At 61.7% G+C, this 25,333-nt stretch carries 24 protein-coding genes; 21 read left to right on the top strand and 3 right to left on the bottom strand.

Annotation, left to right across the window (positions count from 1 at the left end):
* Nucleotides 1–83 precede the first annotated feature (83 nt).
* The 14 genes from ACYZUM_RS01760 (at nt 84) to ACYZUM_RS01825 (ending at nt 15,658) form a co-directional block, all read left to right on the top strand.
* Nucleotides 84–1,706 carry a methyl-accepting chemotaxis protein gene (locus ACYZUM_RS01760; RefSeq protein ID WP_098967409.1) on the top strand — a complete coding sequence of 541 codons (1,623 nt, stop codon included), beginning with the start codon at nt 84–86 and terminating at the stop codon, nt 1,704–1,706.
* Nucleotides 1,706–2,224, top strand: coding sequence for a chemotaxis protein CheW (locus ACYZUM_RS01765; protein WP_041063245.1), 519 nt, complete (start codon nt 1,706–1,708; stop codon nt 2,222–2,224). The genes ACYZUM_RS01760 and ACYZUM_RS01765 overlap by 1 nt, the downstream gene beginning before the upstream one ends.
* Entirely contained in the window at nt 2,221–3,489 is a 1,269-nt protein-coding gene (locus ACYZUM_RS01770) for a CheR family methyltransferase (protein WP_108181797.1), read from the top strand. Before ACYZUM_RS01765 ends, ACYZUM_RS01770 begins: the two co-directional genes overlap by 4 nt.
* Nucleotides 3,486–4,181 carry a chemotaxis protein CheW gene (locus tag ACYZUM_RS01775; RefSeq protein WP_108181798.1) on the top strand — a complete coding sequence of 232 codons (696 nt, stop codon included), beginning with the start codon at nt 3,486–3,488 and terminating at the stop codon, nt 4,179–4,181. The genes ACYZUM_RS01770 and ACYZUM_RS01775 overlap by 4 nt, the downstream gene beginning before the upstream one ends.
* Nucleotides 4,178–6,481, top strand: a complete 2,304-nt coding sequence (locus ACYZUM_RS01780; RefSeq protein WP_108181799.1) for a hybrid sensor histidine kinase/response regulator — start codon at nt 4,178–4,180, stop codon at nt 6,479–6,481. Before ACYZUM_RS01775 ends, ACYZUM_RS01780 begins: the two co-directional genes overlap by 4 nt.
* Nucleotides 6,478–7,488: a chemotaxis response regulator protein-glutamate methylesterase gene (cheB, locus tag ACYZUM_RS01785; RefSeq protein WP_041063258.1), complete on the top strand. Its 1,011-nt coding sequence runs from the start codon at nt 6,478–6,480 to the stop codon at nt 7,486–7,488. The genes ACYZUM_RS01780 and cheB overlap by 4 nt, the downstream gene beginning before the upstream one ends.
* Nucleotides 7,489–7,536: 48 nt before the next feature.
* Nucleotides 7,537–8,538 (top strand): response regulator, encoded by a 1,002-nt coding sequence (locus ACYZUM_RS01790; protein ID WP_047292797.1) that lies wholly within the window; start codon nt 7,537–7,539, stop codon nt 8,536–8,538.
* 203 nt (nt 8,539–8,741) lie between these two features.
* Nucleotides 8,742–9,837 (top strand): peptide chain release factor 2 gene (gene prfB / locus ACYZUM_RS01795; RefSeq protein ID WP_096795805.1). Its coding sequence is split into 2 segments (ribosomal slippage): nt 8,742–8,813 and nt 8,815–9,837, totalling 1,095 coding nucleotides; the frame shifts between segments, so codons are not numbered across the junction.
* Nucleotides 9,838–9,949: 112 nt separating this feature from the next.
* Nucleotides 9,950–11,452 (top strand): lysine--tRNA ligase, encoded by a 1,503-nt coding sequence (gene lysS, locus ACYZUM_RS01800; protein ID WP_041063265.1) that lies wholly within the window; start codon nt 9,950–9,952, stop codon nt 11,450–11,452.
* A gap of 105 nt (nt 11,453–11,557) precedes the next feature.
* Nucleotides 11,558–12,271 (top strand): TetR/AcrR family transcriptional regulator, encoded by a 714-nt coding sequence (locus tag ACYZUM_RS01805; RefSeq protein ID WP_007964212.1) that lies wholly within the window; start codon nt 11,558–11,560, stop codon nt 12,269–12,271.
* A gap of 149 nt (nt 12,272–12,420) precedes the next feature.
* A complete protein-coding gene (locus ACYZUM_RS01810) occupies nt 12,421–12,978 on the top strand; it encodes a hypothetical protein (RefSeq protein ID WP_108181800.1) in 558 nt (185 codons plus the stop codon).
* 24 nt (nt 12,979–13,002) lie between these two features.
* Entirely contained in the window at nt 13,003–14,280 is a 1,278-nt protein-coding gene (locus ACYZUM_RS01815) for a flavohemoglobin expression-modulating QEGLA motif protein (protein ID WP_095667407.1), read from the top strand.
* Nucleotides 14,281–14,426: 146 nt separating this feature from the next.
* A complete protein-coding gene (locus ACYZUM_RS01820) occupies nt 14,427–15,332 on the top strand; it encodes an alpha/beta hydrolase (protein WP_041063273.1) in 906 nt (301 codons plus the stop codon).
* Nucleotides 15,329–15,658, top strand: coding sequence for a hypothetical protein (locus ACYZUM_RS01825; RefSeq protein ID WP_007964217.1), 330 nt, complete (start codon nt 15,329–15,331; stop codon nt 15,656–15,658). The genes ACYZUM_RS01820 and ACYZUM_RS01825 overlap by 4 nt, the downstream gene beginning before the upstream one ends.
* 142 nt (nt 15,659–15,800) lie before the next feature.
* Here ACYZUM_RS01825 and lptF read toward each other — a convergent pair whose 3' ends face one another.
* The 3 genes from lptF to ACYZUM_RS01840 form a co-directional block, all read right to left on the bottom strand.
* The gene (gene lptF / locus ACYZUM_RS01830) at nt 15,801–16,589 is read right to left on the bottom strand and encodes a lipotoxin F family OmpA-related lipoprotein LptF (protein ID WP_041063276.1); all 789 of its coding nucleotides are present in this window, start codon (nt 16,587–16,589) and stop codon (nt 15,801–15,803) included.
* Between the two features lie 56 nt (nt 16,590–16,645).
* Nucleotides 16,646–17,050 (bottom strand): DUF4398 domain-containing protein, encoded by a 405-nt coding sequence (locus ACYZUM_RS01835; RefSeq protein WP_007964219.1) that lies wholly within the window; start codon nt 17,048–17,050, stop codon nt 16,646–16,648.
* 367 nt (nt 17,051–17,417) lie between these two features.
* The gene (locus tag ACYZUM_RS01840; RefSeq protein ID WP_108181801.1) at nt 17,418–17,762 is read right to left on the bottom strand and encodes a pilin assembly protein; all 345 of its coding nucleotides are present in this window, start codon (nt 17,760–17,762) and stop codon (nt 17,418–17,420) included.
* A 210-nt stretch (nt 17,763–17,972) separates the two neighbouring features.
* Here ACYZUM_RS01840 and ppc point away from each other — a divergent pair, with 210 nt between their 5' ends.
* The 7 genes from ppc to ACYZUM_RS01875 all read left to right on the top strand — a co-directional run bounded on the left by ppc (nt 17,973) and on the right by ACYZUM_RS01875 (nt 25,329).
* Nucleotides 17,973–20,603 (top strand): phosphoenolpyruvate carboxylase, encoded by a 2,631-nt coding sequence (gene ppc, locus ACYZUM_RS01845; RefSeq protein ID WP_108181802.1) that lies wholly within the window; start codon nt 17,973–17,975, stop codon nt 20,601–20,603.
* Nucleotides 20,604–20,893: 290 nt separating this feature from the next.
* A complete protein-coding gene (gene adk, locus ACYZUM_RS01850; protein ID WP_025112233.1) occupies nt 20,894–21,541 on the top strand; it encodes an adenylate kinase in 648 nt (215 codons plus the stop codon).
* A gap of 93 nt (nt 21,542–21,634) precedes the next feature.
* Nucleotides 21,635–22,309 carry a tRNA (adenosine(37)-N6)-threonylcarbamoyltransferase complex dimerization subunit type 1 TsaB gene (gene tsaB / locus ACYZUM_RS01855; RefSeq protein WP_108181803.1) on the top strand — a complete coding sequence of 225 codons (675 nt, stop codon included), beginning with the start codon at nt 21,635–21,637 and terminating at the stop codon, nt 22,307–22,309.
* Nucleotides 22,310–22,595: 286 nt separating this feature from the next.
* Nucleotides 22,596–22,904, top strand: coding sequence for a hypothetical protein (locus ACYZUM_RS01860; RefSeq protein ID WP_003222071.1), 309 nt, complete (start codon nt 22,596–22,598; stop codon nt 22,902–22,904).
* The gene (locus tag ACYZUM_RS01865; RefSeq protein ID WP_041063287.1) at nt 22,904–23,764 is read left to right on the top strand and encodes a DUF72 domain-containing protein; all 861 of its coding nucleotides are present in this window, start codon (nt 22,904–22,906) and stop codon (nt 23,762–23,764) included. The genes ACYZUM_RS01860 and ACYZUM_RS01865 overlap by 1 nt, the downstream gene beginning before the upstream one ends.
* A 33-nt stretch (nt 23,765–23,797) precedes the next feature.
* Nucleotides 23,798–24,634: an isocitrate lyase/PEP mutase family protein gene (locus tag ACYZUM_RS01870; protein ID WP_108181804.1), complete on the top strand. Its 837-nt coding sequence runs from the start codon at nt 23,798–23,800 to the stop codon at nt 24,632–24,634.
* Between the two features lie 2 nt (nt 24,635–24,636).
* Nucleotides 24,637–25,329 (top strand): extensin-like domain-containing protein, encoded by a 693-nt coding sequence (locus tag ACYZUM_RS01875; RefSeq protein WP_108181805.1) that lies wholly within the window; start codon nt 24,637–24,639, stop codon nt 25,327–25,329.
* The last annotated feature ends 4 nt before the right edge of the window (nt 25,330–25,333 follow it).

The raw sequence follows: 25,333 nt of genomic DNA on the forward strand, positions 1-25,333 counted from the left end.
CCGAGGGTTAAAAAGCGTCTTATAAATGAGACACCGCCCTCGGCTATACTCCCCGCATTTCGACTTAGGCACGAGGAATCACTGTGAAGAACTGGACGTTGCGCCAACGCATTTTGGCGAGCTTTGCGGTGATTATCGCCATCATGTTGCTGATGGTCGTCGTTTCGTATTCCCGCCTGCTGAAAATCGAAGCCAGTGAAAGCAGCGTGCGTGATGACGCCGTTCCCGGCGTCTATTACAGCTCGATGATCCGCGGCGCGTGGGTCGACAGTTATCTGCAGACCCAAGAGCTGCTGGGCCTCAAGGAAGGGCAGGGTATCAGCAGTGAAGATGCGGCGGACTACAAGGCGTTCGAGACGCGCCTGCAGGAGCAGATGGCCAACTACCGCAACACCGTCACCACCGACGAGGACCGGGTCGAGTTCGCTGCGTTCGAGAAGGATCACGACACCTACATGCAGATCCAGGATCAGGTGCTCGACTTGCACAAGCGCAACCTGGAAGCCGACGCGGTCAAGCTGTTCACCGAGAAGCTGACCCCGGCCTGGTACACCGGTCGCATGAAACTCAACGACATCATCGGCGAGAACAAGCGGGTCGCCGATCAGGCCATGGCCAACATCGACGAGGCGGTAGCGGCGGCCAAGGTCAGCATGTTTGTCTCGCTGCTGGTGGCCGTGCTGGCGGCAGGTGCCTGTGGCCTGCTGCTGATGCGCGCGATCATGGCGCCGATGAACCGCATCGTGAAGATCCTCGAAATCATGCGCACCGGTGACTTGAGCAGCCGTCTGAATCTGGATCGCAAGGACGAGTTCGGCGCGGTGGAAACCGGCTTCAACGACATGATGACCGAGCTGACCTCGCTGGTGTCTCAGGCCCAGCGTTCCTCGGTGCAGGTGACCACCTCGGTGACCGAGATTGCCGCCACGTCGAAGCAGCAACAGGCCACCGCCACCGAAACCGCGGCCACCACCACCGAAATCGGCGCGACCTCGCGGGAAATCGCCGCCACCTCGCGGGATCTGGTGCGCACCATGACCGAAGTGTCCACCGCCGCCGATCAGGCCTCGGTACTCGCCGGTTCCGGCCAGCAAGGCCTGGCGCGCATGGAAGACACCATGCACTCGGTGATGGGCGCAGCCGATCTGGTCAATGCCAAACTGGCGATCCTCAACGAGAAGGCCGGCAACATCAATCAGGTGGTGGTGACCATCGTCAAGGTCGCCGATCAGACCAACCTGCTGTCGCTCAACGCCGCCATCGAGGCCGAGAAGGCCGGTGAGTACGGCCGTGGTTTTGCCGTGGTCGCCACCGAAGTACGGCGTCTGGCGGATCAGACCGCCGTCGCCACTTACGACATTGAGCAGATGGTCCGCGAGATCCAGTCGGCGGTGTCTGCCGGCGTGATGGGCATGGACAAGTTCTCCGAAGAAGTGCGCCGGGGCATGGCCGAAGTGCAGCAGGTCGGCGAGCAACTGTCGCAGATCATCCATCAGGTGCAGGCGCTGGCGCCGCGGGTGTTGATGGTCAACGAAGGCATGCAGGCCCAGGCCACCGGTGCCGAACAGATCAACCATGCGCTGGTGCAGTTGGGCGACGCCAGCAGCCAGACCGTCGAGTCGTTGCGTCAGGCCAGTTTCGCCATCGACGAACTGAGCCAGGTGGCCGTCGGGCTGCGCAGTGGCGTTTCGCGATTCAAAGTCTGATGAGCGAAATCACCGCCAAACGCAGCGCAGCGCCGGTGGCGAAGCAGGCGTTGTTCCTGCTGTTTCGCATCGGCAGCGAGCGTTACGCCTTGCGCGCCACCGAGGTGGCGGAAGTGTTGCCGCGCCTGCCGTTGAAGCCGATTGCCCAAGCGCCGAACTGGGTCGCCGGGGTGTTCGCCTATCGCGGTGCGGTGGTGCCGGCCATCGACCTCAGTGCGCTGACCTTCGGCCAACCGGCCGAGGCGCGTACCAGCACCCGGCTGGTGCTGGTGCATTACCGCCCGGATGAACGGCAGCCGTCACGCTGGCTCGGACTGATACTCGAACAGGCGACCGATACCCTGCGCTGCAATCCCGAGGATTTTCAGCCGTATGGTCTGGACAATCGTCAGGCGCCGTACCTCGGCCCGGTGCGCGAAGATGCCCAGGGCCTGGTGCAGTGGGTGCGGGTCAACGATTTGCTGGATGACGCCGTGCGCAGCCTGCTCTTTCCCGCGCCGCATGAGGCGCAGTCATGAGCAGCGATCAGCGTTTTTTCGATTTCCTCAAGGAACGCATCGGTCTGGATGTCACGTCGGTCGGACCGGCGATCATCGAGCGCGCGGTGCGCCAACGCACCACGCTCTCGCAAGCGGCGCACAGCGATGAATACTGGCAACTGTTGCAAGGTTCGCGGGACGAACAGCAGGCGTTGATCGAGGCGGTGATCGTCCCCGAAACCTGGTTTTTCCGTTACCCGGAATCCTTCGCCACCCTCGGCAAGCTGGCGCGCAAGCGTCTGGACGAATTGAACAACATGCGCGCGCTGCGCATCCTCAGCCTGCCGTGTTCGACCGGCGAGGAACCCTATTCGATTGCCATGGCCTTGCTCGATGCCGGGCTCAAGCCCCATCAGTTCAAGGTCGATGGCATGGATGTCAGCCCGCTGTCGGTGGACAAGGCGCGGCGCGGGCTGTACGGCAAGAACTCGTTTCGGGGTCAGGAGCTGGACTTTCGCGAGCGTCATTTCACCGCCGAACAGGACGGCCATCGAGTCAGCGACGCCGTGCGCGAACAGGTGCGCCTGCAGGCCGGCAATGTGCTGGATCCGACGCTGCTGGCGGGTGAGCCGCCGTTCGATTTCGTGTTCTGCCGCAACCTGTTGATCTATTTCGACCAGCCGACCCAGAAGCAGGTGTTCGAAGTGCTCAAGCGTCTGACTCACGTGGATGGCGTGCTGTTCATCGGCCCGGCCGAGGGCAGTCTGCTCGGGCGTCTGGGCATGCGCTCGATTGGCATCCCACAGTCGTTTGCCTTCAGTCGACAAAACGATCCGGTACCGCAACCGCTGTCGCTGCCGACTCCGCCACCATTGCCCGTGCGCCAACCGCTGCGCACGCCGCCGCCACCCGTGCGCCCGCGTCCGTTTGCCAACGTTGCACCGTTGCCCGTCAGCAGCAAAAGCGTCAACCCGGACGCGGCGACCTTGCTCGCCAACATCGCTGCGCTGGCCAACGAAGGCAAAAGCGCCGAGGCCCGTGCGGCGTGCGAGCAGTACCTGCGCAGTCACGAACCGGTGGCGCAGGTGTTCTACTGGCTCGGCCTGCTCAGTGACGTGGCCGGCGCCACCCTCGAAGCCCAGAGCCATTACCGCAAGGCCTTGTACCTTGAGCCGCAGCATCCCGAAGCCTTGATGCACCTGGCTGCGTTGCTGCAGGCCCAGGGCGACAGCGCCGGTGCCAGACGATTGCAGGAACGCGCCGCGCGCAGCGGTCGTACCGCCGACAGTGAGCGTAAACGATGATCCCGTCCGACACCTTGAACGTCACCCACGAAGACGCCCGGGCCATCGATGACTGCTGGAACCGCATCGGCATTCACGGCGACAAGTCCTGCCCGTTGCTGACCGAGCATATTCACTGCCGAAACTGCGCGGTGTATTCCGCTGCCGCCACGCGTCTACTCGACCGCTATGCGTTGCAGCAGGATGAGCGCGACCCGGTCGCCGTGGCGGTCGAAAGCGATGTGAAAACCCGTTCGCTGCTGATGTTCCGCCTGGGCGAAGAGTGGCTGGGCCTGGCCACCCGCAGTCTGGTGGAAGTCGCTCCGCTGCAGGCAATTCACTCGTTGCCGCACCAGCGCTCGCGGGCCCTGCTCGGCGTGGCGAACGTGCGCGGCGCGCTGGTGGCGTGCCTGTCGCTGGTCGAGTTGCTCGATCTGGATGGCAACGCCGCACCGGCCACGGGCGCGCGGATCATGCCGCGCATGTTGATCGTCGCCGCCCACGGTGGGCCGGTGGTGGTGCCAGTGGATGAGGTCGACGGCATCCACGCCATCGATGAAAAAATTCTCGACGCCGCGTCGCGTGCCGGCAGTGAGCACAACAGCACTGCCAGCGCCAAATACACCCGTGGTGTCCTGCAATTCCGGGGGCGCAGCCTGCGTTGGCTGGATGAAGAACAGTTGCTGTCCGCCGTGACCCGGAGCCTCACATGACCCCCGAGCAAATGCGCGACGCCTCGCTGCTGGAACTGTTCAGCCTCGAAGCCGAGGCCCAGACCCAGGTGCTGAGCAGTGGGCTGCTGGCGCTGGAGCGTAATCCGACTCAGGCCGACTATCTGGAATCGTGCATGCGTGCGGCGCACTCGCTCAAGGGCGCGGCGCGGATCGTCGGCATCGACAACGGTGTCAGCGTCGCCCACGTGATGGAAGATTGTCTGGTCAGCGCTCAAGAAAAGCGGCTGTTGCTGCGCCCCGAGCACATCGATGCGTTGTTGCAGGGCACCGATCTGTTGATGCGTATCGCCACACCGGCCAATGCCCCGCAAGCGCCGGACATTGAGGCGTATGTGGCGTTGATGGGCCGCCTGCTCGACCCTTCGACACCGCCCGCCGTGGCGTCGCCGCCCATGGCCGAATTGCAGATGCAGGCACCGTCTGCGCCGATCGAAACGCCACCGCCACCGCCAGCGCCCAGGCCGGCGGTTGATACACCGCAGGAAACCTCCGACCCGGCACCGCGCAAGAACAAACGCACCACCGAAGGTGGCGAGCGCGTGCTGCGGGTCACTGCCGAGCGTCTGAACAGCCTGCTCGACCTGTCGAGTAAATCACTGGTCGAAACCCAGCGACTGAAGCCGCATCTAGCGACCATGCAGCGCCTCAGGCGCATGCAGAACAATGGTCTACGGGCGCTGGAAAGCCTCAATGTGCATCTCAAGGAACAGACGCTGAGCCTCGAAGCCCAGGAAGCCCTTGAAGATGCGCGGCGCTTGCTGGCCGAGTCTCAGCAATTGCTCGCGGAAAAGAACGCCGAGCTCGACGAATTCGCCTGGCAGGCCAGCCAGCGCGCACAAGTGCTCTACGACACCGCGCTGGCCTGCCGCATGCGCCCGTTTGCCGACGTGCTCACCGGTCAGGTGCGCATGGTTCGGGATCTGGGGCGCAGTCTTGGCAAACAGGTGCGGCTGGAAATCGAAGGCGAGAAGACGCAGGTCGACCGCGACGTACTGGAAAAACTCGAAGCGCCGCTGACTCATCTGCTGCGTAACGCGGTCGACCACGGCATCGAAACCCCGGAACAACGCCTGCTCAAGGGCAAGTCCGAAGAGGGCCTGATCCGCCTGCGTGCTTCGCATCAGGCCGGTTTGCTGGTGCTCGAACTGAGTGACGACGGCAATGGTGTCGACCTGGAAAAGGTCCGCCGCAGCATCGTTGAACGCCAATTGTCACCGGCCGAAACTGCCGCGCAGTTGAGCGAAGAAGAACTGCTGACGTTCCTGTTCCTGCCAGGTTTCAGCCTGCGCGACACCGTCACCGAAGTGTCGGGGCGTGGCGTCGGCCTCGACGCGGTGCAGCACATGGTCCGGCAACTGCGCGGTGCAGTGGTGCTGGAGCAGACGGCGGGCGAGGGCAGCCGCTTTCATCTGGAAGTGCCGCTGACCCTGTCGGTAGTGCGCAGTCTGGTGGTGGAGGTCGGCGAGGAAGCCTATGCGTTTCCGCTGGCGCACATCGAGCGCATGTGCGACCTGGAGCCACAGGACATCGTGCAGATCGAAGGTCGCCAGCATTTCTGGCACGAAGGCCGACATGTCGGGTTGGTCGCCGCCAGCCAGTTGCTGAATCGTCCGGCCAGTCAGAGCAGCGGCGAAACCCTCAAGGTCGTGGTGATCCGCGAGCGCGATGCGGTCTATGGCGTGGCGGTCGAACGATTTGTCGGCGAGCGCACTCTGGTGGTGCTGCCGCTGGATGAACGACTGGGCAAGGTGCAGGACATCTCCGCCGGGGCGCTGCTTGACGATGGCTCGGTGGTGCTGATCGTCGATGTCGAAGACATGTTGCGCTCGGTGGACAAGCTGCTCAACACCGGGCGTCTGGAGCGTATTGCGCGGCACGGCAACCAGGCCGCCGAAGTGGCGCGCAAACGGATTCTGGTGGTCGACGATTCGCTCACGGTGCGCGAGCTGCAGCGCAAGCTGCTACTCAATCGCGGCTACGACGTGGCGGTCGCGGTGGATGGCATGGACGGCTGGAACGCGCTGCGTTCGGAGGACTTCGATTTGCTGATCACCGACATCGACATGCCGCGTATGGACGGCATCGAACTGGTTACGTTGCTGCGCCGTGATACCCGTCTGCAATCGCTACCGGTGATGGTGGTCTCGTACAAGGACCGTGAAGAGGACCGCCGTCGTGGACTGGATGCGGGCGCCGACTATTATTTAGCCAAGGCCAGTTTTCATGACGACGCCCTGCTCGATGCAGTGGTTGAGCTCATTGGAGGAGCGCGGGCATGAAAATCGCAATCGTCAACGACATGCCACTGGCGGTGGAGGCTTTGCGCCGTGCGCTGGCCTTCGAGCCGGCGCATCAAGTGGTCTGGGTGGCCGGCAACGGCGCCGAGGCCGTGCGTCTGTGCGCCGAAAACACCCCGGATCTGATCCTGATGGACCTGATCATGCCGGTCATGGACGGTGTCGAGGCCACGCGACGGATCATGGCCGAAACCCCGTGCGCGATCGTCATCGTTACGGTTGACCGCCAGCAGAACGTGCATCGGGTGTTCGAGGCCATGGGCCACGGTGCGCTGGATGTGGTCGATACCCCGGCCCTGGGGGCCGGTAACGCGCAGGAAGCGGCGGCGCCGTTGCTGCGCAAGATCCTCAATATCGGCTGGCTGATCGGCGAGAAAACCCCGCGTTCGCGTCCGGTGCCGACACCGCACCGCAGTTCGGCGTCGTGCAAGCGGCTGGTGGCGATCGGCTCGTCTGCCGGCGGGCCGGCCGCGCTGGAAGTATTGCTCAAGGGCCTGCCGCGCAATTTTTCGGCGGCCATTGTGCTGGTGCAGCACGTCGATCAGGTGTTTGCCGCGGGCATGGCCGAATGGCTGGCCAGCGCCAGTGGCCTGGACGTGCGCCTGGCCCGCGAAGGCGAGCCGCCACAGGCCGGCGCGGTGCTGCTGGCTGGCACCAATCACCATATTCGCTTATTGAAAAACGGCACGCTGGCCTACACCGCCGAGCCGGTCAACGAGATCTACCGACCCTCGATCGACGTCTTCTTCGAAAGTGTCGCCAACTATTGGAACGGCGATGCCATCGGGGTTTTATTGACCGGAATGGGACGCGACGGGGCGCAAGGGCTTAAGCTCATGCGCCAGCAGGGATACCTGACCATCGCGCAGGATCAGCAAAGCAGTGCGGTGTACGGCATGCCCAAGGCCGCAGCGGCGATCGATGCAGCCGTCGAAATCCGTCCACTGGAAAAGATAGCGCCACGATTGCTGGAGGTTTTCCCCAAATGAACAGTGTTTTCCGCAATCCTGGCCCCCGCAGTACTCAGGTGACCGCCCATGAATGATTTACAGATCGACGACATTAAAACCGACGAGAACGCCGCCATGGTGTTGTTGGTGGACGATCAGGCGATGATCGGCGAAGCCGTGCGCCGTGGGCTGTCGAACGAAGAGAACATCGACTTCCACTTCTGTTCCGACCCGCACCAGGCCATCGCCCAGGCGGTCCGGATCAAGCCGACGGTGATTTTGCAGGACCTGGTGATGCCCGGCCTCGACGGCCTGAGCCTGGTGCGCGAATACCGCAATCACCCGGCGACCAAGGACATCCCGATCATTGTGCTGTCGACCAAGGAGGATCCGCTGATCAAGAGCGCGGCGTTCTCCGCCGGGGCCAACGATTATCTGGTGAAACTGCCGGACACCATCGAGTTGGTGGCGCGCATTCGCTATCACTCGCGCTCCTACATGACCCTGCTGCAGCGGGATGCGGCGTACCGTGCGTTGCGCGTCAGCCAGCAGCAGTTGCTCGACACCAACCTGGTGCTGCAACGGCTGATGAACTCCGACGGCCTGACCGGGCTGTCCAACCGCCGGCACTTCGACGAGTACCTGGAGCTGGAGTGGCGCCGCTCGTTGCGCGATCAGAGCCAGTTGTCGTTGCTGATGATCGACGTCGATTACTTCAAGTCCTACAACGACAGCTTTGGCCATGTCGAAGGCGATGAGGCGCTGCGCAAGGTCGCCACGGCGATCCGCGACGCCAGCGCGCGACCGTCGGATCTGCCGGCACGCTACGGCGGTGAAGAGTTCGCGCTGGTACTGCCGAACACCTCGCCGGGCGGTGCCCGGCTGGTGGCAGAGAAGCTGCGCCAGACCGTGGCGGCGCTGAAGATTCCGCACAACACTCCGAGCGAAGGGGCGAGCCTGACCATCAGCATCGGCCTGGCGACCATGGTGCCGCAGGCGGGCAGCGACTGCCGGTTGCTGATTTCGGCGGCGGATCGTGGGTTGTATCAGGCGAAAAACAATGGCCGTAACCAGGTAGGTATCGAGTAACCCATCAATTGCTGTAGGAGCTACCGCAGGCTGCGATCTTTTGATCTTTAAAAGCAAAATCAAAAGATCGCAGCCTGCGGCAGCTCCTACAGGGGCAATGTGTCAAGTGATTCACCCCGACAGCCGCCAGACGGGCTGCCGTGACCGCGTGATTACGTTATACTCGCCGGCTTTCAAAAGTTCGCCAACGAGTGCTGCCCGTCATGGAAATCAACCCGATCCTGAACACCATCAAGGACCTGTCCGAGCGCTCCGAAACTATTCGGGGGTATCTTTGACTACGATCAAAAGCATGAGCGTCTGATCGAAGTCAATCGCGAGCTTGAAGATCCTGCAGTCTGGAACAAACCTGAATACGCCCAGGAACTGGGCCGCGAGCGAGCATCGCTGGCGCAGATCGTCGACACTTTGGATGAGCTGTCCAGCGGTCTGGCCGATTCCCGCGAGCTGCTCGACATGGCCGTTGAAGAAAACGATGAAGGCGCGGTAAACGACGTCGTTGAACTGCTTCAAGGGCTTGAAGAGTCACTGGCCAAGCTTGAATTCCGCCGCATGTTCAGCCATGAGATGGACCCGAACAACGCCTACCTGGACATCCAGGCCGGTTCCGGCGGCACCGAGGCCCAGGACTGGGCCAACATCCTGCTGCGCATGTACCTGCGCTGGGCGGACAAACGCGGTTTCGACGCGACCATCATGGAACTGTCGGCCGGTGAAGTCGCCGGTATCAAAGGTGCGACCGTGCACATCAAGGGCGAATACGCCTTTGGCTGGCTGCGCACCGAGATCGGCGTGCACCGTCTGGTGCGCAAGAGCCCGTTCGACTCCGGCAACCGTCGCCACACTTCGTTTTCTGCCGTTTTCGTCTCGCCAGAGATCGACGACAAGGTCGAAATCGAAATCAACCCGGCAGACCTGCGGATTGACACCTATCGTTCCTCCGGTGCCGGTGGTCAGCACGTAAACACCACCGACTCGGCCGTACGTATCACCCACGTACCGACCAACACCGTGGTCAGTTGCCAGAACGAACGTTCCCAGCACGCCAACAAGGACACCGCGATGAAAATGCTGCGGGCCAAGTTGTACGAGCAGGAAATGCAGAAGCGCAACGCCGCTTCCCAGGCGCTGGAAGACACCAAGTCGGACATCGGCTGGGGTCACCAGATCCGTTCGTACGTGCTCGACGCGTCGCGGATCAAGGACTTGCGCACCAACATCGAACGCAGCGACTGCGACAAGGTACTCGACGGCGATATCGACGAATACCTGGAAGCCAGCCTGAAATCGGGGCTGTAACAGACGCACACAGGATCGCTGACGCAACGCGATCCCTGTAGGAGCCAGCCCTGCTGGCGATTCCCGGGCCGCCAGGCCCGGGGGCAACGAACCTGATGGAATATCTGAAGACATGAGCGACCAACAACTCGACCCGCAAGCCCTGCAACAGGAAGAAAACTCCCTGATCGCCCTGCGCAAGGAAAAGCTGGCTGCCGAGCGCGCCAAGGGCAACGCCTTCCCGAACGACTTCCGCCGTGAAAACTACTGCGAAGATCTGCAGAAGAAATACGCGGACAAGACCAAGGAAGAGCTGGCCGAGGCTGCAATCCCGGTCAAGGTTGCCGGTCGCATCATGCTCAACCGTGGCTCGTTCATGGTGATCCAGGACATGACCGGTCGCATCCAGGTCTACGTCAACCGCAAGACCCTGTCCGAAGACACCCTGGCCGCCGTCAAGACCTGGGACATGGGCGACATCATCGCCGCCGAAGGTACTCTGGCGCGTTCCGGCAAGGGCGACCTGTACGTCGAAATGACCAACGTGCGCCTGCTGACCAAGTCGCTGCGCCCGCTGCCGGACAAGCACCACGGCCTGACCGACACCGAACAGCGCTACCGTCAGCGTTACGTTGACCTGATCGTCAACGAAGAAGTGCGCCAGACCTTCCGCGTGCGTTCGCAAGTGATCGCGCACATCCGCAGCTTCCTGATGAAGCGCGACTTCCTCGAAGTCGAAACGCCGATGCTGCAGACCATTCCTGGCGGCGCAGCGGCCAAGCCGTTCGAAACCCACCACAACGCGCTGGACATGGAAATGTTCCTGCGTATCGCGCCTGAACTGTATCTGAAGCGTCTGGTGGTTGGCGGTTTCGAGAAGGTGTTCGAGATCAACCGCAACTTCCGTAACGAAGGCGTTTCGACCCGTCACAACCCTGAATTCACCATGTTGGAGTTCTACCAGGCTTACGCCGACTACGAAGACAACATGGACCTGACCGAAGAGCTGTTCCGTGAACTGGCGCAACTGGTGCTGGGCAGCACCGACGTGCCGTACGGCGACAAGGTGTTCCACTTCGGCGAGCCGTTTGCCCGTCTGTCGGTGTTCGACTCGATCCTCAAGTACAACCCAGAGCTGACTGCCGATGACCTGAACGACATCGACAAGGCGCGCGCCATCGCCAAGAAGGCCGGCGCCAAGGTGCTGGGCTTCGAAGGTCTGGGCAAGCTGCAGGTGATGATTTTCGAAGAACTGGTCGAGCACAAGCTGGAGCAGCCGCACTTCATCACTCAGTACCCGTTCGAAGTGTCGCCGCTGGCTCGTCGTAACGACGAGAACCCGAACGTCACCGACCGTTTCGAGCTGTTCATCGGCGGCCGTGAAATCGCCAACGCCTACTCCGAGTTGAACGACGCGGAAGACCAGGCCGAGCGTTTCATGGCGCAGGTGGCCGACAAGGACGCTGGCGACGACGAAGCCATGCACTACGACGCCGACTTCGTGCGTGCGCTGGAGTACGGCATGCCGCCAACGGCCGGTGAAGGCATCGGCATCGACCGTCTGGTGATGTTGCTGACCAACTCGCCATCGATCCGCGATGTGATCCTGTTCCCGCACATGCGACCGCAAGCGTAAACGTTTCAGTTAAAAAGCCGCCTAAAACAGGCGGCTTTTTATTGCCTGTCTGGTACAAATGTATCAATTGGTTAATTTTGCAATAGCAGAGGAAGTCCAGTCGTGATGGTTGCAATCGCTCAAGAAGGTGCAGCGGGTATCGCCACTGCGGTCGCTGAAAGTGTTCAGTACCAGGGCCGCAAGGCCAGCCGACAGGGCAGTGAGCAGCGTCGACAGGACATTCTCGACGCGGCGATGCGCATTGTCGTGCGCGACGGCGTGCGTGCCGTGCGCCACCGGGCCGTGGCGGCCGAGGCCGGTGTGCCACTGTCGGCCACCACCTATTACTTCAAGGACATCGATGACCTGCTCACCGATACCTTCGCCCAATACGTCGAACGCAGCGCGGCCTACATGGCCAAGCTGTGGATCAACAACGAAGGCTTGCTGCGCGAGATGGTCGTCAGTGGCGACGGCAGCCCCGAGTCGCGCTCGCAACTGGCCGACGACATCGCGCGGCTGATGGCGGACTATGTGCACCGGCAACTGGTCAACCGTCGCGAGCATCTGATGGCCGAGCAGGCGTTCCGCCAGGAAGCGCTGCTCAACCCGCGCCTGGCGGATCTGGTGCGCTCGCATCAGCAGATTCTGCTGCAGGGCACCTGCCAGTTGTTCCAAGTCCTGGGCTCGCGTGAACCGCAACAGGATGCCAAAGTGTTGACGGCGATTATCGGACGGATGGAATATCAGGGCCTGCTCAACGACGCCGAGCCTTTGGCCGAACAGGACATGCTCGGGATTCTGACGCGGTACATGCATCTGGTCCTGGCCTCGGTGTAACGCCAACCCCTTTGGGAGCGAGCCTGCTCGCGAATGCGGTCTGACATTGAACATCTCTGTTGCCTGACACACCGCTTTCGCGAGCAGGCTCGCTCCCACAGGTGAAATGGGTGATCGTCAGGGCGGGATATGTTCATAGGGAGTGTTGAATGAAAGCCTGGCGTGGCGTGCTGATCGCCTTGTCGTTCCTGCTGCTCAGTGGCTGTCTGGTGACTTTCAAGGATCCGTTGCCCGCCAGTGAGTCGGCGCCCAAGGGCCTGCTGGGCACGTGGTCGAGCACCAATGCCTGGGGCGAGCCGATGAACCTTGAGTTGACCCGCGTCGGCCATGATCGCTATCAGGCCGTCACCTGGTTCAAGGCCCGGCCTCACGAGCGCGAGGCTTACCCGTTCACGGTGTCGCGCCACGGCAGCCGCTGGTACCTGTCGGCGAAAGTGCCGGCGCGTTACGGTGGCCAATACGCCATCGCCGGTTTCGAACTCACCGACAAACACGAACTGGTGGTGTACAACCTCGACCTCGAACAGATCAATCAGGCGATCAAACAGCAAGCCCTCGACGGCAAGGTTTTCCAGACCGAGGACGACGGCGACGGCGTGCAAGTCGACAGTAGCCTCGACAAGGTCTTTGCTTACCTCGACGATCCGGCCAATTCCGACGTATTCGTCGAGGCCGCGCGCTATCAGCGCCAGGCCCGCGCCAAATAATTCAGTTTTCTACAGGAGTTTCGGGTGGACGATTACCAGCAGACGATACGCACGTTGTCCGATCGCATTGTGCTGGCGCAGACGCCGATCCGCGTGCTCGATGCGGTGAAGTGGGACGAGAACATCCGCAAGGGCTTTCTCAAGGCCAAGGGCAAGGAAATGCCGGCGGTGGATCGCGACTACTACCTCAATCGGCCGCTGTCCTTCGATTCGAGCAAGGTCAAACTCGAGTTCCAGAACATCGAACGCGACATCACCCGCCAGCTCGGCCAGTTCAACCCGGTCGGGCAGATCATGCGGCGCATGTGCAAGGAATACCGCATGGTGGTGCGCATGCTCGAAGCGCGCGGCACCGAAGATTTCGGCCTGATCTCGCAAGAGCTGTACGGCGCCGCGTCCGATGCGTTTCACGCCGGCGACCCGACCCTGGCCGACCTCGGCCTGATGATGTCCGACTACCTGAACAACATCGATGGCCGTGGCGACCTGAAGGACGAGCCGAAAGTCCTCACCGCCAAGGACGCCGTGCACCTGCTGCAAACCCGCTTGAACAAGGTGTTTGGCGAGGCCGAGGAAACCATCCGCGTGTTCGAGTCCGACGGCATCGTTGCCGACGCGGCCGCGGGCGCCGATTACATCAAGATCCGCACTGACGCGCTGTTCAACGACCGCGACGTGCGTGCACTGGAAGTCCATGAAGGTCTGGTGCACGTCGGCACCACGCTCAATGGCTTGAACCAGCCGATCTGCACCTTCCTGTCCAAAGGCCCACCCTCGTCGACGGTGACCCAGGAAGGCCTGGCGATCCTGATGGAAATCATCACCTTCGCCTCCTACCCGAGCCGCCTGCGCAAACTGACCAACCGCACCCGCGCCATTCACATGGTCGAGGAGGGCGCGGACTTTTTGCAGGTGTTCGAGTTCTTCCGCGAACAGGGTTTCGAAATGGCCGAAAGCTACGGCAACGCCAGCCGGGTGTTCCGAGGCTCGACGCCAACCGGTCTGCCATTCACCAAAGACTTGTCCTACCTCAAGGGCTTTATCATGGTTTACAACTACATTCAGTTGGCCGTGCGTAAGGGCAAGCTTGAGCAGGTACCGCTGCTGTTCTGCGGCAAGACCACGCTGGAGGACATGCGTACCCTGCGTCAACTGGTCGATGAAGGTCTGGTGGTGCCGCCGAAATACCTGCCGGAACAGTTCCGCGACATGAACGCGCTGTCGGCGTGGATGTGCTTCTCCAACTTCCTCAATCACTTGAGCCTGGACCGGATCGAGGCGGATTACTCCAATATCCTCTGAACTACCAATATTTCCTGTGGGAGCGAGCCTGCTCGCGAATGCGATTTAACATTCAACATGATTGTTGGCTGACACACCGCTTTCGCGAGCAGGCTCGCTCCCACATTTGATTGCGTTAATTCCACTTTTTCGCGAGGTTTCACCGGATGAGAATCCTCGGCATCCTTTGCCTGCTCCTGACCCTCGGCGGTTGCAGTTCGCTGTTGTTTTACCCCGAGCCGGGCCAGGTCTTTACCCCGGAAAGAGCCAAGCTCGAATACCGCACCGTCACCCTGACCACGGCCGACGGCCTCAAGCTCAACGCCTGGTGGCTACCGGCCAAGCCCGGTGTCGAGGTCAAAGGCACCGTCCTGCACCTGCACGGCAACGGCGGTAATCTGCCGATGCACTTGGGTGGCAGTTGGTGGTTGCCGAAAAACGGCTATCAGGTGCTGCTGGTGGATTATCGCGGGTATGGCTTGTCCGAGGGCGAGCCGAGCCTGCCGGCGATCTATCAGGACATCGACGCTGCGTTCGCCTGGCTGGATCAGGCGCCAGAGGTCAAAGGCAAGCCGCTGATCCTCCTCGGCCAGAGCCTCGGCGGCTCAATGGCCGTGCATTGGCTGGTGCAGCACCCCGAGCGGCAGAAACAGCTGAAAGCCTTCGTGCTCGACGGTGTGCCCGCCAGTTACCGCAGCGTCGGTCAGTACGCCCTCAGCACGTCGTGGCTGACCTGGCCGTTCCAGGTGCCGTTGTCGTGGCTGGTGCCGGACGGCGACAGTGCGATCAACTCGATGCCGCAGCTTAACGGCGTGCCGAAACTGATCTTTCACAGCATCGACGACCCACTGGTGCCAATGTCCAACGCCATCCGCCTGTATCAGGCAGCGCCGCCACCACGGGTGTTGCAGTTGACCCGCGGCGGCCACGTACAGACCTTCGGCGACCCGGTCTGGCGCCAGGTGATGCTGCGTTATCTGGAAGATCCCGAGCACTTCAACGGCCTGCGCCGCCTCGGCGAGATTCCCAATTATCCGCAACCCCCGAATTCTGAAGACGAGAGTCCGCAATGACTGAAGAACGTAACGCCATCCCGCTGATCATCACCGGTATCTGCAGCATCCTCGGCACCGTTGGTGCCCTGTGGTATTACGGCTACCTGCACTTCGCCAAACCCGAGGATGCGCTGCTGCTCAACGAATTCACCATGCTCAAGACTGTGCCGGGCGAAGACTACAAAGTCTCGCTGGACCCGGCGCCGCAGGTGGCGCAGTGCATCGATGGCGTACTGGTGCTGTTTGACACCGAGCAGAAAGGCCTGACCGGGGTGCTGATCAATGCGCAGAAAAAAGCCGTGCGTTGCATGGGCCAGGAAACCCCGCAGAAACTCGAGCCTTAAACGCAAAAGATCGCAGCCTTCGGCAGCTCCTGCATTGGAATACGATCCCTGTAGGAGCTGCCGCAGGCTGCGATCTTTTGATCTTCAACAAAAAGCCCCGCCTGATTCAGTCAGGCGGGGCTTTTACGTCACTGCGTGTTGCTTAGTTCGAGCTGACCGCCGAACGTGGCACCACTGGCTGGTTGTCGTTGGAAATGGTCACTTCCACACGACGGTTCATCGCACGACCGGAAACGCTGCCGTTGTCGGCAACCGGGTATTCCTTGCCGTAACCCTGAACCACGATGCGCGAAGGATCTACGCCCATCTTGATCAGCGCGACTTGAACCGAAGTCGCACGACGCTCGGACAGCGACTGGTTGTACGAAGCAGCGCCGGTGCTGTCGGTGTAACCCTCGACGATCACTTTGCGATCCGGATTTTCCTGGAGGAACTGCGCCAGTTTGTTGATGTTCACCAGACCGCTGGATTTCAGGTCAGCCTTGTTGGTGGCGAACAGCACGTCACCGAAAGTCACCAGCGTACCGCGATCGGTCTGCTTGGCGTTCAGGCTCTGCTGCAGTTGTTTGATCTGCTGATCACGAGCGTCCAGACGCGCTTGGGCACGTTGCGCGGCAGCGTTTTTCAGGTTGTTCTCAGCGGTGCGCAGGGCGATGGTCTGCTTGGCCACTTCCACGCGCTGGTTGGTCAGGTAGGCCAGTTGGTCAACCTTGGCTGCGTCTTGCTTGTCCAGATAAGCCTTGTCGGCCTTGTCCAGGTAATCGCTGGCGTCTTTGGTTTCCAGGGCCGCGACTTTGCTCGCCTGTGGGTTGGCCTGCAGGCCGGCGTAGTTGGTGCGCGCCTGTTCCAGGTTCGGGTTAGGCGGGGTGGAGCAGGCAGCCAGGGCAACGCTTGCGGCCAGAAGAGCGGGGATCATCAGTTGCTTACGCATAATTTGTCGTCCTTTCTATCGATAAAAGTTTCAGCTTTGCGATTCGGGATGCGCGCTTACTGCACGGTGCGCTGACTTTCCTGACGCAGTTCCTGAACACCTTTCTGGGAATCCTTCACAGCCTGTTCGGCCTTGGCAGCCTGAGCCTTGCGTTCTGCTACGCGAGCGTCCCATTCGGCTTGTTCGGCGAGGGTACGAGCCTGTTCATACTTCTTGTCGTGCATGGCGATTTCGGCTTGCTTGAGCTTGTCCTGCGCCTGCTTCATTTCTACTGCAGCGAACTCGGTACCACCGGCGCTGACCGCACTGTTGACCGCCGATTGGGTCACGGCGTACTGCTCGGTTGGCGGGTTACCGGCGCAACCGGCCAGTACGAAGCTGGTACCGATGGCCAGAGCAGCCAGTTTCAGACCGCGCAGGTGGGAGAACGAGGTTTGGGTCTTCATGGTCTTCAACTCCATTGTTTAACTCCTGATAAAACCGAAAATCCATCCTGGTCGAGGAGCCGCAAGCGTCGTGTAAAAGCGCGTTTTTGAAACGCTCGTTCCAGGCGTGGTTACAGCTTCCGACCGAAGGCGTTTTTCAAAAGTTCAGAAAAGATGGCCTATCGCCAAAAGTTTTTTTGACCAAGTCGACAAGGCTCTAAACCGGGAACTTTGGAGGAGGGGAGAGGTACGCGCGGGGTAAAAAGCGTGCGATTTTTGAAGTTCGATACAGTCAATGTGGGAGCGAGCCTGCTCGCGAATGCGGTGAATCAGTCGCTATCAATGTCGGCTGAAATACCGCATTCGCGAGCAAGCTCACTCCCACAGTTTGATCTTTGTTGTGTCAGTGTTTCTGCTTGCCGGCAGCGGCGGACAAATACTGCAAATGCCGGCGTGAAAGCGCCAGAAACCGCGGCGTCGGACCGACGTCCTCATACAGCGGATCACCTTCTTCATCCGTCGCCACCACCGTCGAACCTTTCACATACGGCAGGCTCGCCTCGAACTCTTCGAGCGCGGCGCCGATCAGTTCGCCGAGCAGTTCTTCCGGATGACGTTTGGGGTACATCTCGGCAATCGCCGCCAGGCGCGCAGCGGCCTCGACGTCCAGATGAATCGTGTAGCCAGTGTCGGTCAGGCGACCCTTGGCGTTTTCTTCCCAATGCTGGGCGAGTTCACGGATTTTCATGATGACCTCATGTCGTACCTGCTCATGGCAGGATCGGGTGAGTGTCCGGCGCGGCCGGCAAGCCGTTGTGCGGCTTACTGTTGAGACTAGCTTCAGGCCGCAAGGTTTAAAGTCCCTTCGTCGTCTGCTTGTAAGAAGCGCCACAGAGCGGCACTCTCTGGGCAAAGCATTCGTTTCTGAGCCGTCCCGATTACCGCTGGAGAACTGCTGATGACCGATATCGATGCACGCTTGCGCGAGGACGTTCACCTGTTGGGTGAGCTGTTAGGCAATACCATCCGCGACCAGTACGGCGAGGAATTTCTCGACAAGATCGAGCAGATCCGCAAGGGCGCCAAGGCAGATCGCCGTGGCTCGATGGACGCCGAACTCAGCGCCAGCCTCAATCAGTTGAGCGAAGACGAACTGCTGCCGGTGGCGCGGGCGTTCAACCAGTTTCTCAACCTGGCGAACATCGCCGAGCAGTATCAGCTGATTCATCGCCGCGAAGAGTCGCAGCCTGCGCCGTTCGAATCCCGCGTACTGCCGGAACTGCTCGCCCGCCTGCGTAACGAAGGCCACAGCGCCGAATCCCTGGCCCGGCAACTGGCGCGCCTGGAAATCGAACTGGTGCTGACTGCGCACCCGACCGAAGTGGCGCGGCGCACGCTGATCCAGAAGTACGACGCGATCGCCGCGCAATTGGCCGCGCAGGATCACCGCGACCTGACCAGCGCCGAGCGCGAACAGATCCAGAACACCCTGCAACGCTTGATCGCCGAAGCCTGGCACACCGAAGAAATCCGCCGTACCCGGCCGACCCCGGTCGATGAAGCCAAGTGGGGTTTTGCAGTCATCGAACACTCGCTGTGGCAGGCGATTCCCAACCATATGCGCAAGGCCGACAAGGCGCTGTATGAAGCGACGGGCCTGCACTTGCCGCTGGAAGCGGCGCCGATCCGCTTTGCTTCATGGATGGGCGGCGACCGTGACGGCAACCCGAATGTCACGGCAGCGGTGACCCGCGAAGTACTGTTGCTGGCGCGCTGGATGGCTGCCGACCTGTACCTGCGCGATGTCGATCATCTGGCTGCGGAACTGTCGATGCAGCAGGCCAGTGATGCGCTCAAGGCCAAGGCCGGTGACAGCGCCGAACCTTACCGTGCGGTGCTCAAGCAGTTGCGCGAACGCCTGCGTGCCACGCGCAATTGGGCGCATGCCTCGCTCAGCGCCAGCACACCGGCGCCGGCCGACGTGTTGCACAACAACCGCGATCTGCTCGATCCGCTGGAACTGTGTTTCAACTCCCTGCACGAATGCGGCATGGGCGTGATTGCCGACGGGCCGTTGCTCGATTGCCTGCGCCGGGCAGTGACTTTCGGCCTGTTTCTGGTACGCCTCGATGTGCGTCAGGATTCGACGCGGCACTGTTCGGCAATGACCGAAATCACCGATTACCTTGGCCTCGGTCGCTACGAAGACTGGGACGAAGAACAGCGCATCAGCTTCCTCACCCGCGAATTGAGCAATCGTCGCCCGTTGTTGCCGGCGCATTTCAAACCGTCCGCCGACACCGCTGAAGTGCTCGCCACCTGCAAGGAAATCGCCGCCGCGCCGGGCGCCTCGCTGGGCTCTTATGTGATCTCGATGGCGGGCGCGGCTTCCGATGTGCTGGCGGTGCAACTGCTGCTCAAAGAGTCCGGCGTGTTGCGGCCGATGCGCGTGGTGCCGCTGTTCGAAACCCTGGCGGACCTCGACAACGCCGGGCCGGTGATGGAGCGTCTGTTGCTGTTGCCGGGCTACCGCGCAAGGCTGCAAGGCCCGCAGGAAGTGATGATCGGCTATTCCGACTCGGCCAAGGACGCGGGCACCACCGCTGCGGCCTGGGCGCAATATCGCGCGCAGGAGCGGCTGGTGGAGATCTGCCGCGAGCAGCAAGTCGAACTGCTGTTGTTCCACGGTCGCGGTGGCACCGTGGGCCGTGGCGGCGGTCCGGCGCACGCGGCGATTCTGTCGCAGCCGCCGGGGTCGGTGGCGGGGCGATTCCGCACCACCGAGCAAGGCGAAATGATTCGATTCAAATTCGGCCTGCCGGACATCGCCGAGCAGAACCTCAATCTGTATCTGGCCGCGGTGCTCGAAGCGACGCTGTTGCCACCACCGCCGCCGACGCCCGAATGGCGGCACCTGATGGATGAACTGGCCGCCGACGGCGTCGCCGCGTACCGCGCCGTGGTGCGTGAAAATCCGCAGTTCGTCGAGTATTTCCGCCAATCGACGCCGGAGCAGGAACTGGGGCGCTTGCCCCTTGGCAGCCGTCCGGCCAAGCGCCGTGCCGGTGGGATCGAGAGCCTGCGGGCGATTCCGTGGATCTTCGGCTGGACGCAAACGCGGCTGATGCTGCCGGCGTGGCTCGGCTGGGAAAGCGCGTTGAGCAAGGCGCTGGAGCGCGGCGAAGGCGAACTGCTCGGGCAGATGCGTGAACAGTGGCCGTTCTTCCGCACCCGTATCGACATGCTGGAAATGGTCCTGGCCAAGGCCGACGCTGACATCGCGCTGTCGTACGACCAGCGTCTGGTCGAGCCGGACTTGCTGCCGTTGGGCGCGCAGTTACGCGACCTATTGTCGCAGGCGTGTGCGGTGGTGCTTGGTCTGACCGGGCAGTCGCAGCTGCTGGCACATAGCCCGGACACCCTGGAATTCATCCGTCTGCGCAACACTTATCTTGATCCGCTACATCTATTGCAGGCCGAGCTGTTGGCCCGATCACGGCAGCAAAATGTCGAGCAGGGCAGCCCGGTGGAGCAGGCGCTGCTGGTGTCTGTGGCGGGGATTGCCGCCGGGTTGCGCAATACCGGCTAAGGTTTTTGCGGTGGTATCAGGCGCCCGGTGCACAGGCCGGGTGCCGCTTTGTACACGGGCAGAAAGTGCGGGCAGGCGACAGTTAATGATGGGGTTGCGACTTGGGTTACCGCGTCGCAAGGTCGCGGCGGGCGCCGGTTTCTCCGACTTTTGGCGTCTTGTGTGGGCGCAGCCTGCTGTGTATCTTGATCAGCCTTTGGCCGTTTGTGCGGCCACGACCCGTTTTTTTGAGATTGGCCCAAAGAGGCGAATCCCGTTGTTTTCTATATAAAAAATTGAGGAGCACATCGATGCGCGTCATTCTGCTGGGAGCTCCCGGGGCCGGTAAAGGTACTCAGGCTAAGTTCATCACCGAGAAATTCGGCATTCCGCAAATCTCCACCGGCGACATGCTGCGTGCTGCGGTCAAGGCCGGCACTCCGCTGGGCGTTCAAGCCAAGAGCATCATGGATGCCGGCGGCCTGGTGTCGGATGACCTGATCATCGCGCTGGTGCAGGATCGCATCGCTCAACCCGACTGCGTCAATGGCTTCCTGTTCGACGGCTTCCCGCGCACCATTCCACAAGCCGAAGCCCTGGTGACTGCCGGTGTCGAACTGGACGCCGTGGTTGAAATCGCTGTTGAAGACGAAGAAATCGTTCAGCGTATCGCCGGTCGTCGCGTTCACGAGGCCAGCGGCCGCGTTTACCACATCGTCTACAACCCGCCGAAAGTGGCTGGCAAAGACGACGTTACCGGCGACGATCTGGTGCAGCGCAAGGACGACACCGAAGAAACCGTGCGTCATCGCCTGTCGGTCTACCATTCGCAGACCAAGCCGCTGGTGGATTTCTACCAGAAGCTCTCCGCTGCCAACGGCAAGCCGAAGTACAGCCACATCCCGGGCGTTGGTTCGGTTGAAGCGATCACCGCCAAGGTGCTCGAAGCGCTGAGCTGAAAAAGCTGATCCGCTGCATCATCCACGGCCCGCTTGCGGGCCGTAGTTGTTTATACTGACACCCTTTTTCTCCCACCTGTTTTGGAAACATCGATGAGCACCTTGCTGGCCCTGGACACCGCGACCGAAGCTTGCTCCGTTGCCTTGCTGCATGATGGCAAGGTCACGAGCCATTACGAGGTGATCCCGCGTCTGCACGCGCAGAAGCTGCTGCCGATGATCCAGCAACTGCTGGCCGACGCCGGCACCACGTTGCAAGCGGTGGACGCCATTGCCTTCGGTCGTGGGCCGGGGGCGTTTACCGGTGTGCGGATCGCCATTGGTGTGGTGCAAGGTCTGGCGTTTGCGCTGGATCGTCCGGTGCTGCCGGTGTCCAACCTGGCGGTGCTGGCACAGCGCGCATATCGCGAACACGGTGTGAGCCAGGTCGCGGCGGCCATCGATGCGCGGATGGATGAAGTGTATTGGGGCTGCTACCGCGAGACCGCCGGCGAGATGCGTCTGGTCGGTGCCGAAGCGGTGCTGCCACCGGAAGCCGCGGCGCTGCCGGCCGATGCCAGCGGCGAGTGGTTTGGTGCGGGCACCGGTTGGGGCTATGGCGAGCGGATCGCGGTCAGCCTGAGCGGCTCGGATGCCGGCATGCTGCCTCACGCCGAAGACCTGCTGACCCTGGCGCGATTTGCCTGGGAGCGCGGCGAGTCGATCCCGGCCGACGATGCGCAACCGGTTTACCTGCGCGATAAAGTCGCTACTCCAAAGGCTCGCTGAGTCCTGACTTCTAGCGGGGGAAGCCTCTGTGGTGAGGGGATTTATCCCCGATCGGCTGCGAAGCAGTCGCTGATTTTGGGGCCGCTTCGCGACCCATCGGGGATGAATCCCCTCACCACACAAGGCTCTCCACAATCCCCCTGCTTATTCCAAATTCTGCCAATCGTCAGTTTCCAACCCCGCGCTTTAAACCTTTTACGCTTTATGTGTTCTAGTTATCACTCGGCGGTTTGCTAAGTCGGTCAAGTGCCGCTAAATTGCCATCATCGATACCGAGCATGAAATTATGCGTATAGACGGCCTTTCCTCTCAGTCCTACCCCATCAAGCGCAAGCCTCGCAAAGGTAATGTGGCGCTGGATGAGTCCGTCGACGATATCGATGGCGAGCTGGAATTCCCGACTGAAGAGCAACTGGCCGCCCGCGCTGCCAAAGCCTCCGCACAACGCCTGGCCAATCTGCCTGCCCGTCAGCAAGACATGATTTATCACCGCGCCATGAGCAAAAGCGTAGCGATGGCCCTGGCCAGCTACCTGAGCACCGCCGGTTTTGTCGATTGGGATGCGGATGTGCTGGGCCTCGACCTGTACATCTGATGGATCTGCCTTACTACCTCGGTTGTCCGTCCTGGAGCGAAAACGCCTGGCGCGAGTATCTGTACCCCGAAGACGCCAAGACCTCCGACTTCCTCGCTCTCTACTCCCAAGTATTCAATGCCGTCGAAGGCAACACGACCTTCTACGCCAGCCCCTCGCCGGCCACCGTGCAGCGCTGGGCCGAGACCATGCCCGAACATTTTCGCTTCACCGCCAAGTTTCCCGGCGACATCAGCCACAGCGGTGACCTGCGCGATCAACTGACCGCCGCCGAAACCTTCGTAAATCTTCTCAGCCCGCTCGGCGAACGGGTTTCGCCGCTGTGGCTGCAATTGTCGAAAAGCTTCACCCCGCATCGATTGCCCGAGCTGACGGCGTTCATCGACGCGCTGGACCGGCCACTGGCAGTGGAAGTCCGTCACGAACAGTTTTTCGCCAAGGGCGAGAGCGAGCGCCTGCTCAATCGTCTGCTGCTTGAACGTGGCGTGGAGCGCATCTGCCTCGATCCACGGGCGCTGTTCAGTTGCCTGTCGACCGAGTCTTCGGTGATCCACGCGCAATCGAAAAAGCCTCGGGTGCCGACCCGTCCGGCGGCGTTCACTCAATGTCCGCAGGTGCGCTTCATCGGCCACCCGGAGCTGGAAGCCAACGATCCGTTCCTCGTGCCATGGGTGGCGAAAATCGCCGAGTGGATCGAAGAGGGCCGCACGCCGTACATCTTCCTGCACACCGCCGACAACGTGATGGCGGCGAAGCTGGCGCAACGATTTCACGCACAATTGATGCAACGTTTGCCTGGCCTGCCGTCCCTTCCTGAGCTATACAGAGAACCCGCCGCCGAGCAACTCGGCTTGCTCTGAAGGCGGATTTTTCCCCTGCCCAGGAGCCTGCCGATGGACGCCCACGCCCTTCAAGAACAAGCCCGTAAAGCCCAGGCCTTCAAGGCCCTGCATGAAGGTGCGGGGATTTTCGTCATCCCCAACCCGTGGGATGCCGGCTCGGCGAAAATGCTCGCCAGTCTGGGCTATCAGGCGTTGGCGACCACCAGTGCCGGTTATGCGTTTTCCCAAGGCAAAGCCGATGGCGCCCTGAGTCTCGATGACACCTTGGCCAATGTCCGGGCAATTGTCGCAGCCACCGATCTGCCGGTGGCGGTGGACCTGGAAAACGGTTTCGCCGATGACCCCGCCGAGTGCGCGAAAAGCTTGCTGCGTGCCGCCGAGGCGGGCGCGGTGGGCGGTTCGATCGAGGACGCCACGGGCCGTGCCGACGCGCCGATCTACTGCTTCGAACACGCTGTGGCGCGCATCGAAGCCGCCGTCGCCGCAGTGTGCACGCTGCCATTTCCCTTCACTCTGACCGCGCGTGCGGAAAACTACTTGCACGGTAATCCCGATATCCACGACACCATTCGCCGCCTGCAAGCCTTCGCCGAGGCCGGCGCCGACGTGCTGTACGCGCCGGGTTTGCGTAACGCCGAAGAAGTGCTGGCGGTGGTGCGCGCGGTGGCGCCAAAACCGGTCAACGTGCTCATGTCCGGCGGTTTGAAACTGACCGTACAGGAGTTGGAAGAAATGGGTGTGCGCAGGATCAGCACCGGTTCAGCGCTGGCTTTGGCAGCGTTCGGTGAGTTCTTCCGCGCGGCTGAAGAAATCCAGCAGCGCGGTACCTTCGGCTTCACCGCGCAATCGATGCCGTACGCCAAGGCCAATCAGTTTTTCAAAGGCTGAGCATGGGCCGCTGGATCGCGCTGTCGGTACTGTTGATGATTGCTGGCGCCGTGGTCAGCGTCTGGCGCGGCTGGGTCGACGTGCCGGCCGAGTGGAACCCGTGGGCGCCGCTGGACGTGAAGGCAGCGCCGAACTGGTTGACCGGTTTCAAGCTGATGCGCCTGCGCGGCAATCCCGAATTATGCGCACAGGTCCTGAGCAACTCGGGTCTGCGCATCACAGCGCAAGCCGACAGTCCCGATACCAAGTGCCCGCTGATCGGCACCGTGCGCGTGCAGGGCGGTGAGGTGGTGCTGAGCAGCAGCTTCCTCGCCAGTTGTCCGCTGGCGGTGGCTTACGCGATGTTTGAACGGCATACCCTGCAACCCGCCGCGCAATCTGTTTACGGGCAGAACGTGGCGCGCCTTGATCACCTCGGCAGCTTTGCCTGTCGCAACGTCTACAACCGCGAGAGCGGGGCGCTCAGCCGCCACGCCAGTGCCGATGCGCTGGACATCAGCGGTTTTCGTCTGGCGGACGGGCGCAACATCAGTGTGCTCAAAGACTGGCCGAAGCAAAACCAGGACGCGCAGTTTCTGCGTCAGGTGCGCGATGGCGCCTGCGAGGCGTTCAGTGTGGTGTTGAGTCCGGATTACAACGCCGCTCATCGCAATCACTTTCATGTCGATGTCGGGCGCTGGAGCGTGTGTCGCTGAAGTA

This window comes from Pseudomonas sp. m6p (assembly GCF_055760375.1).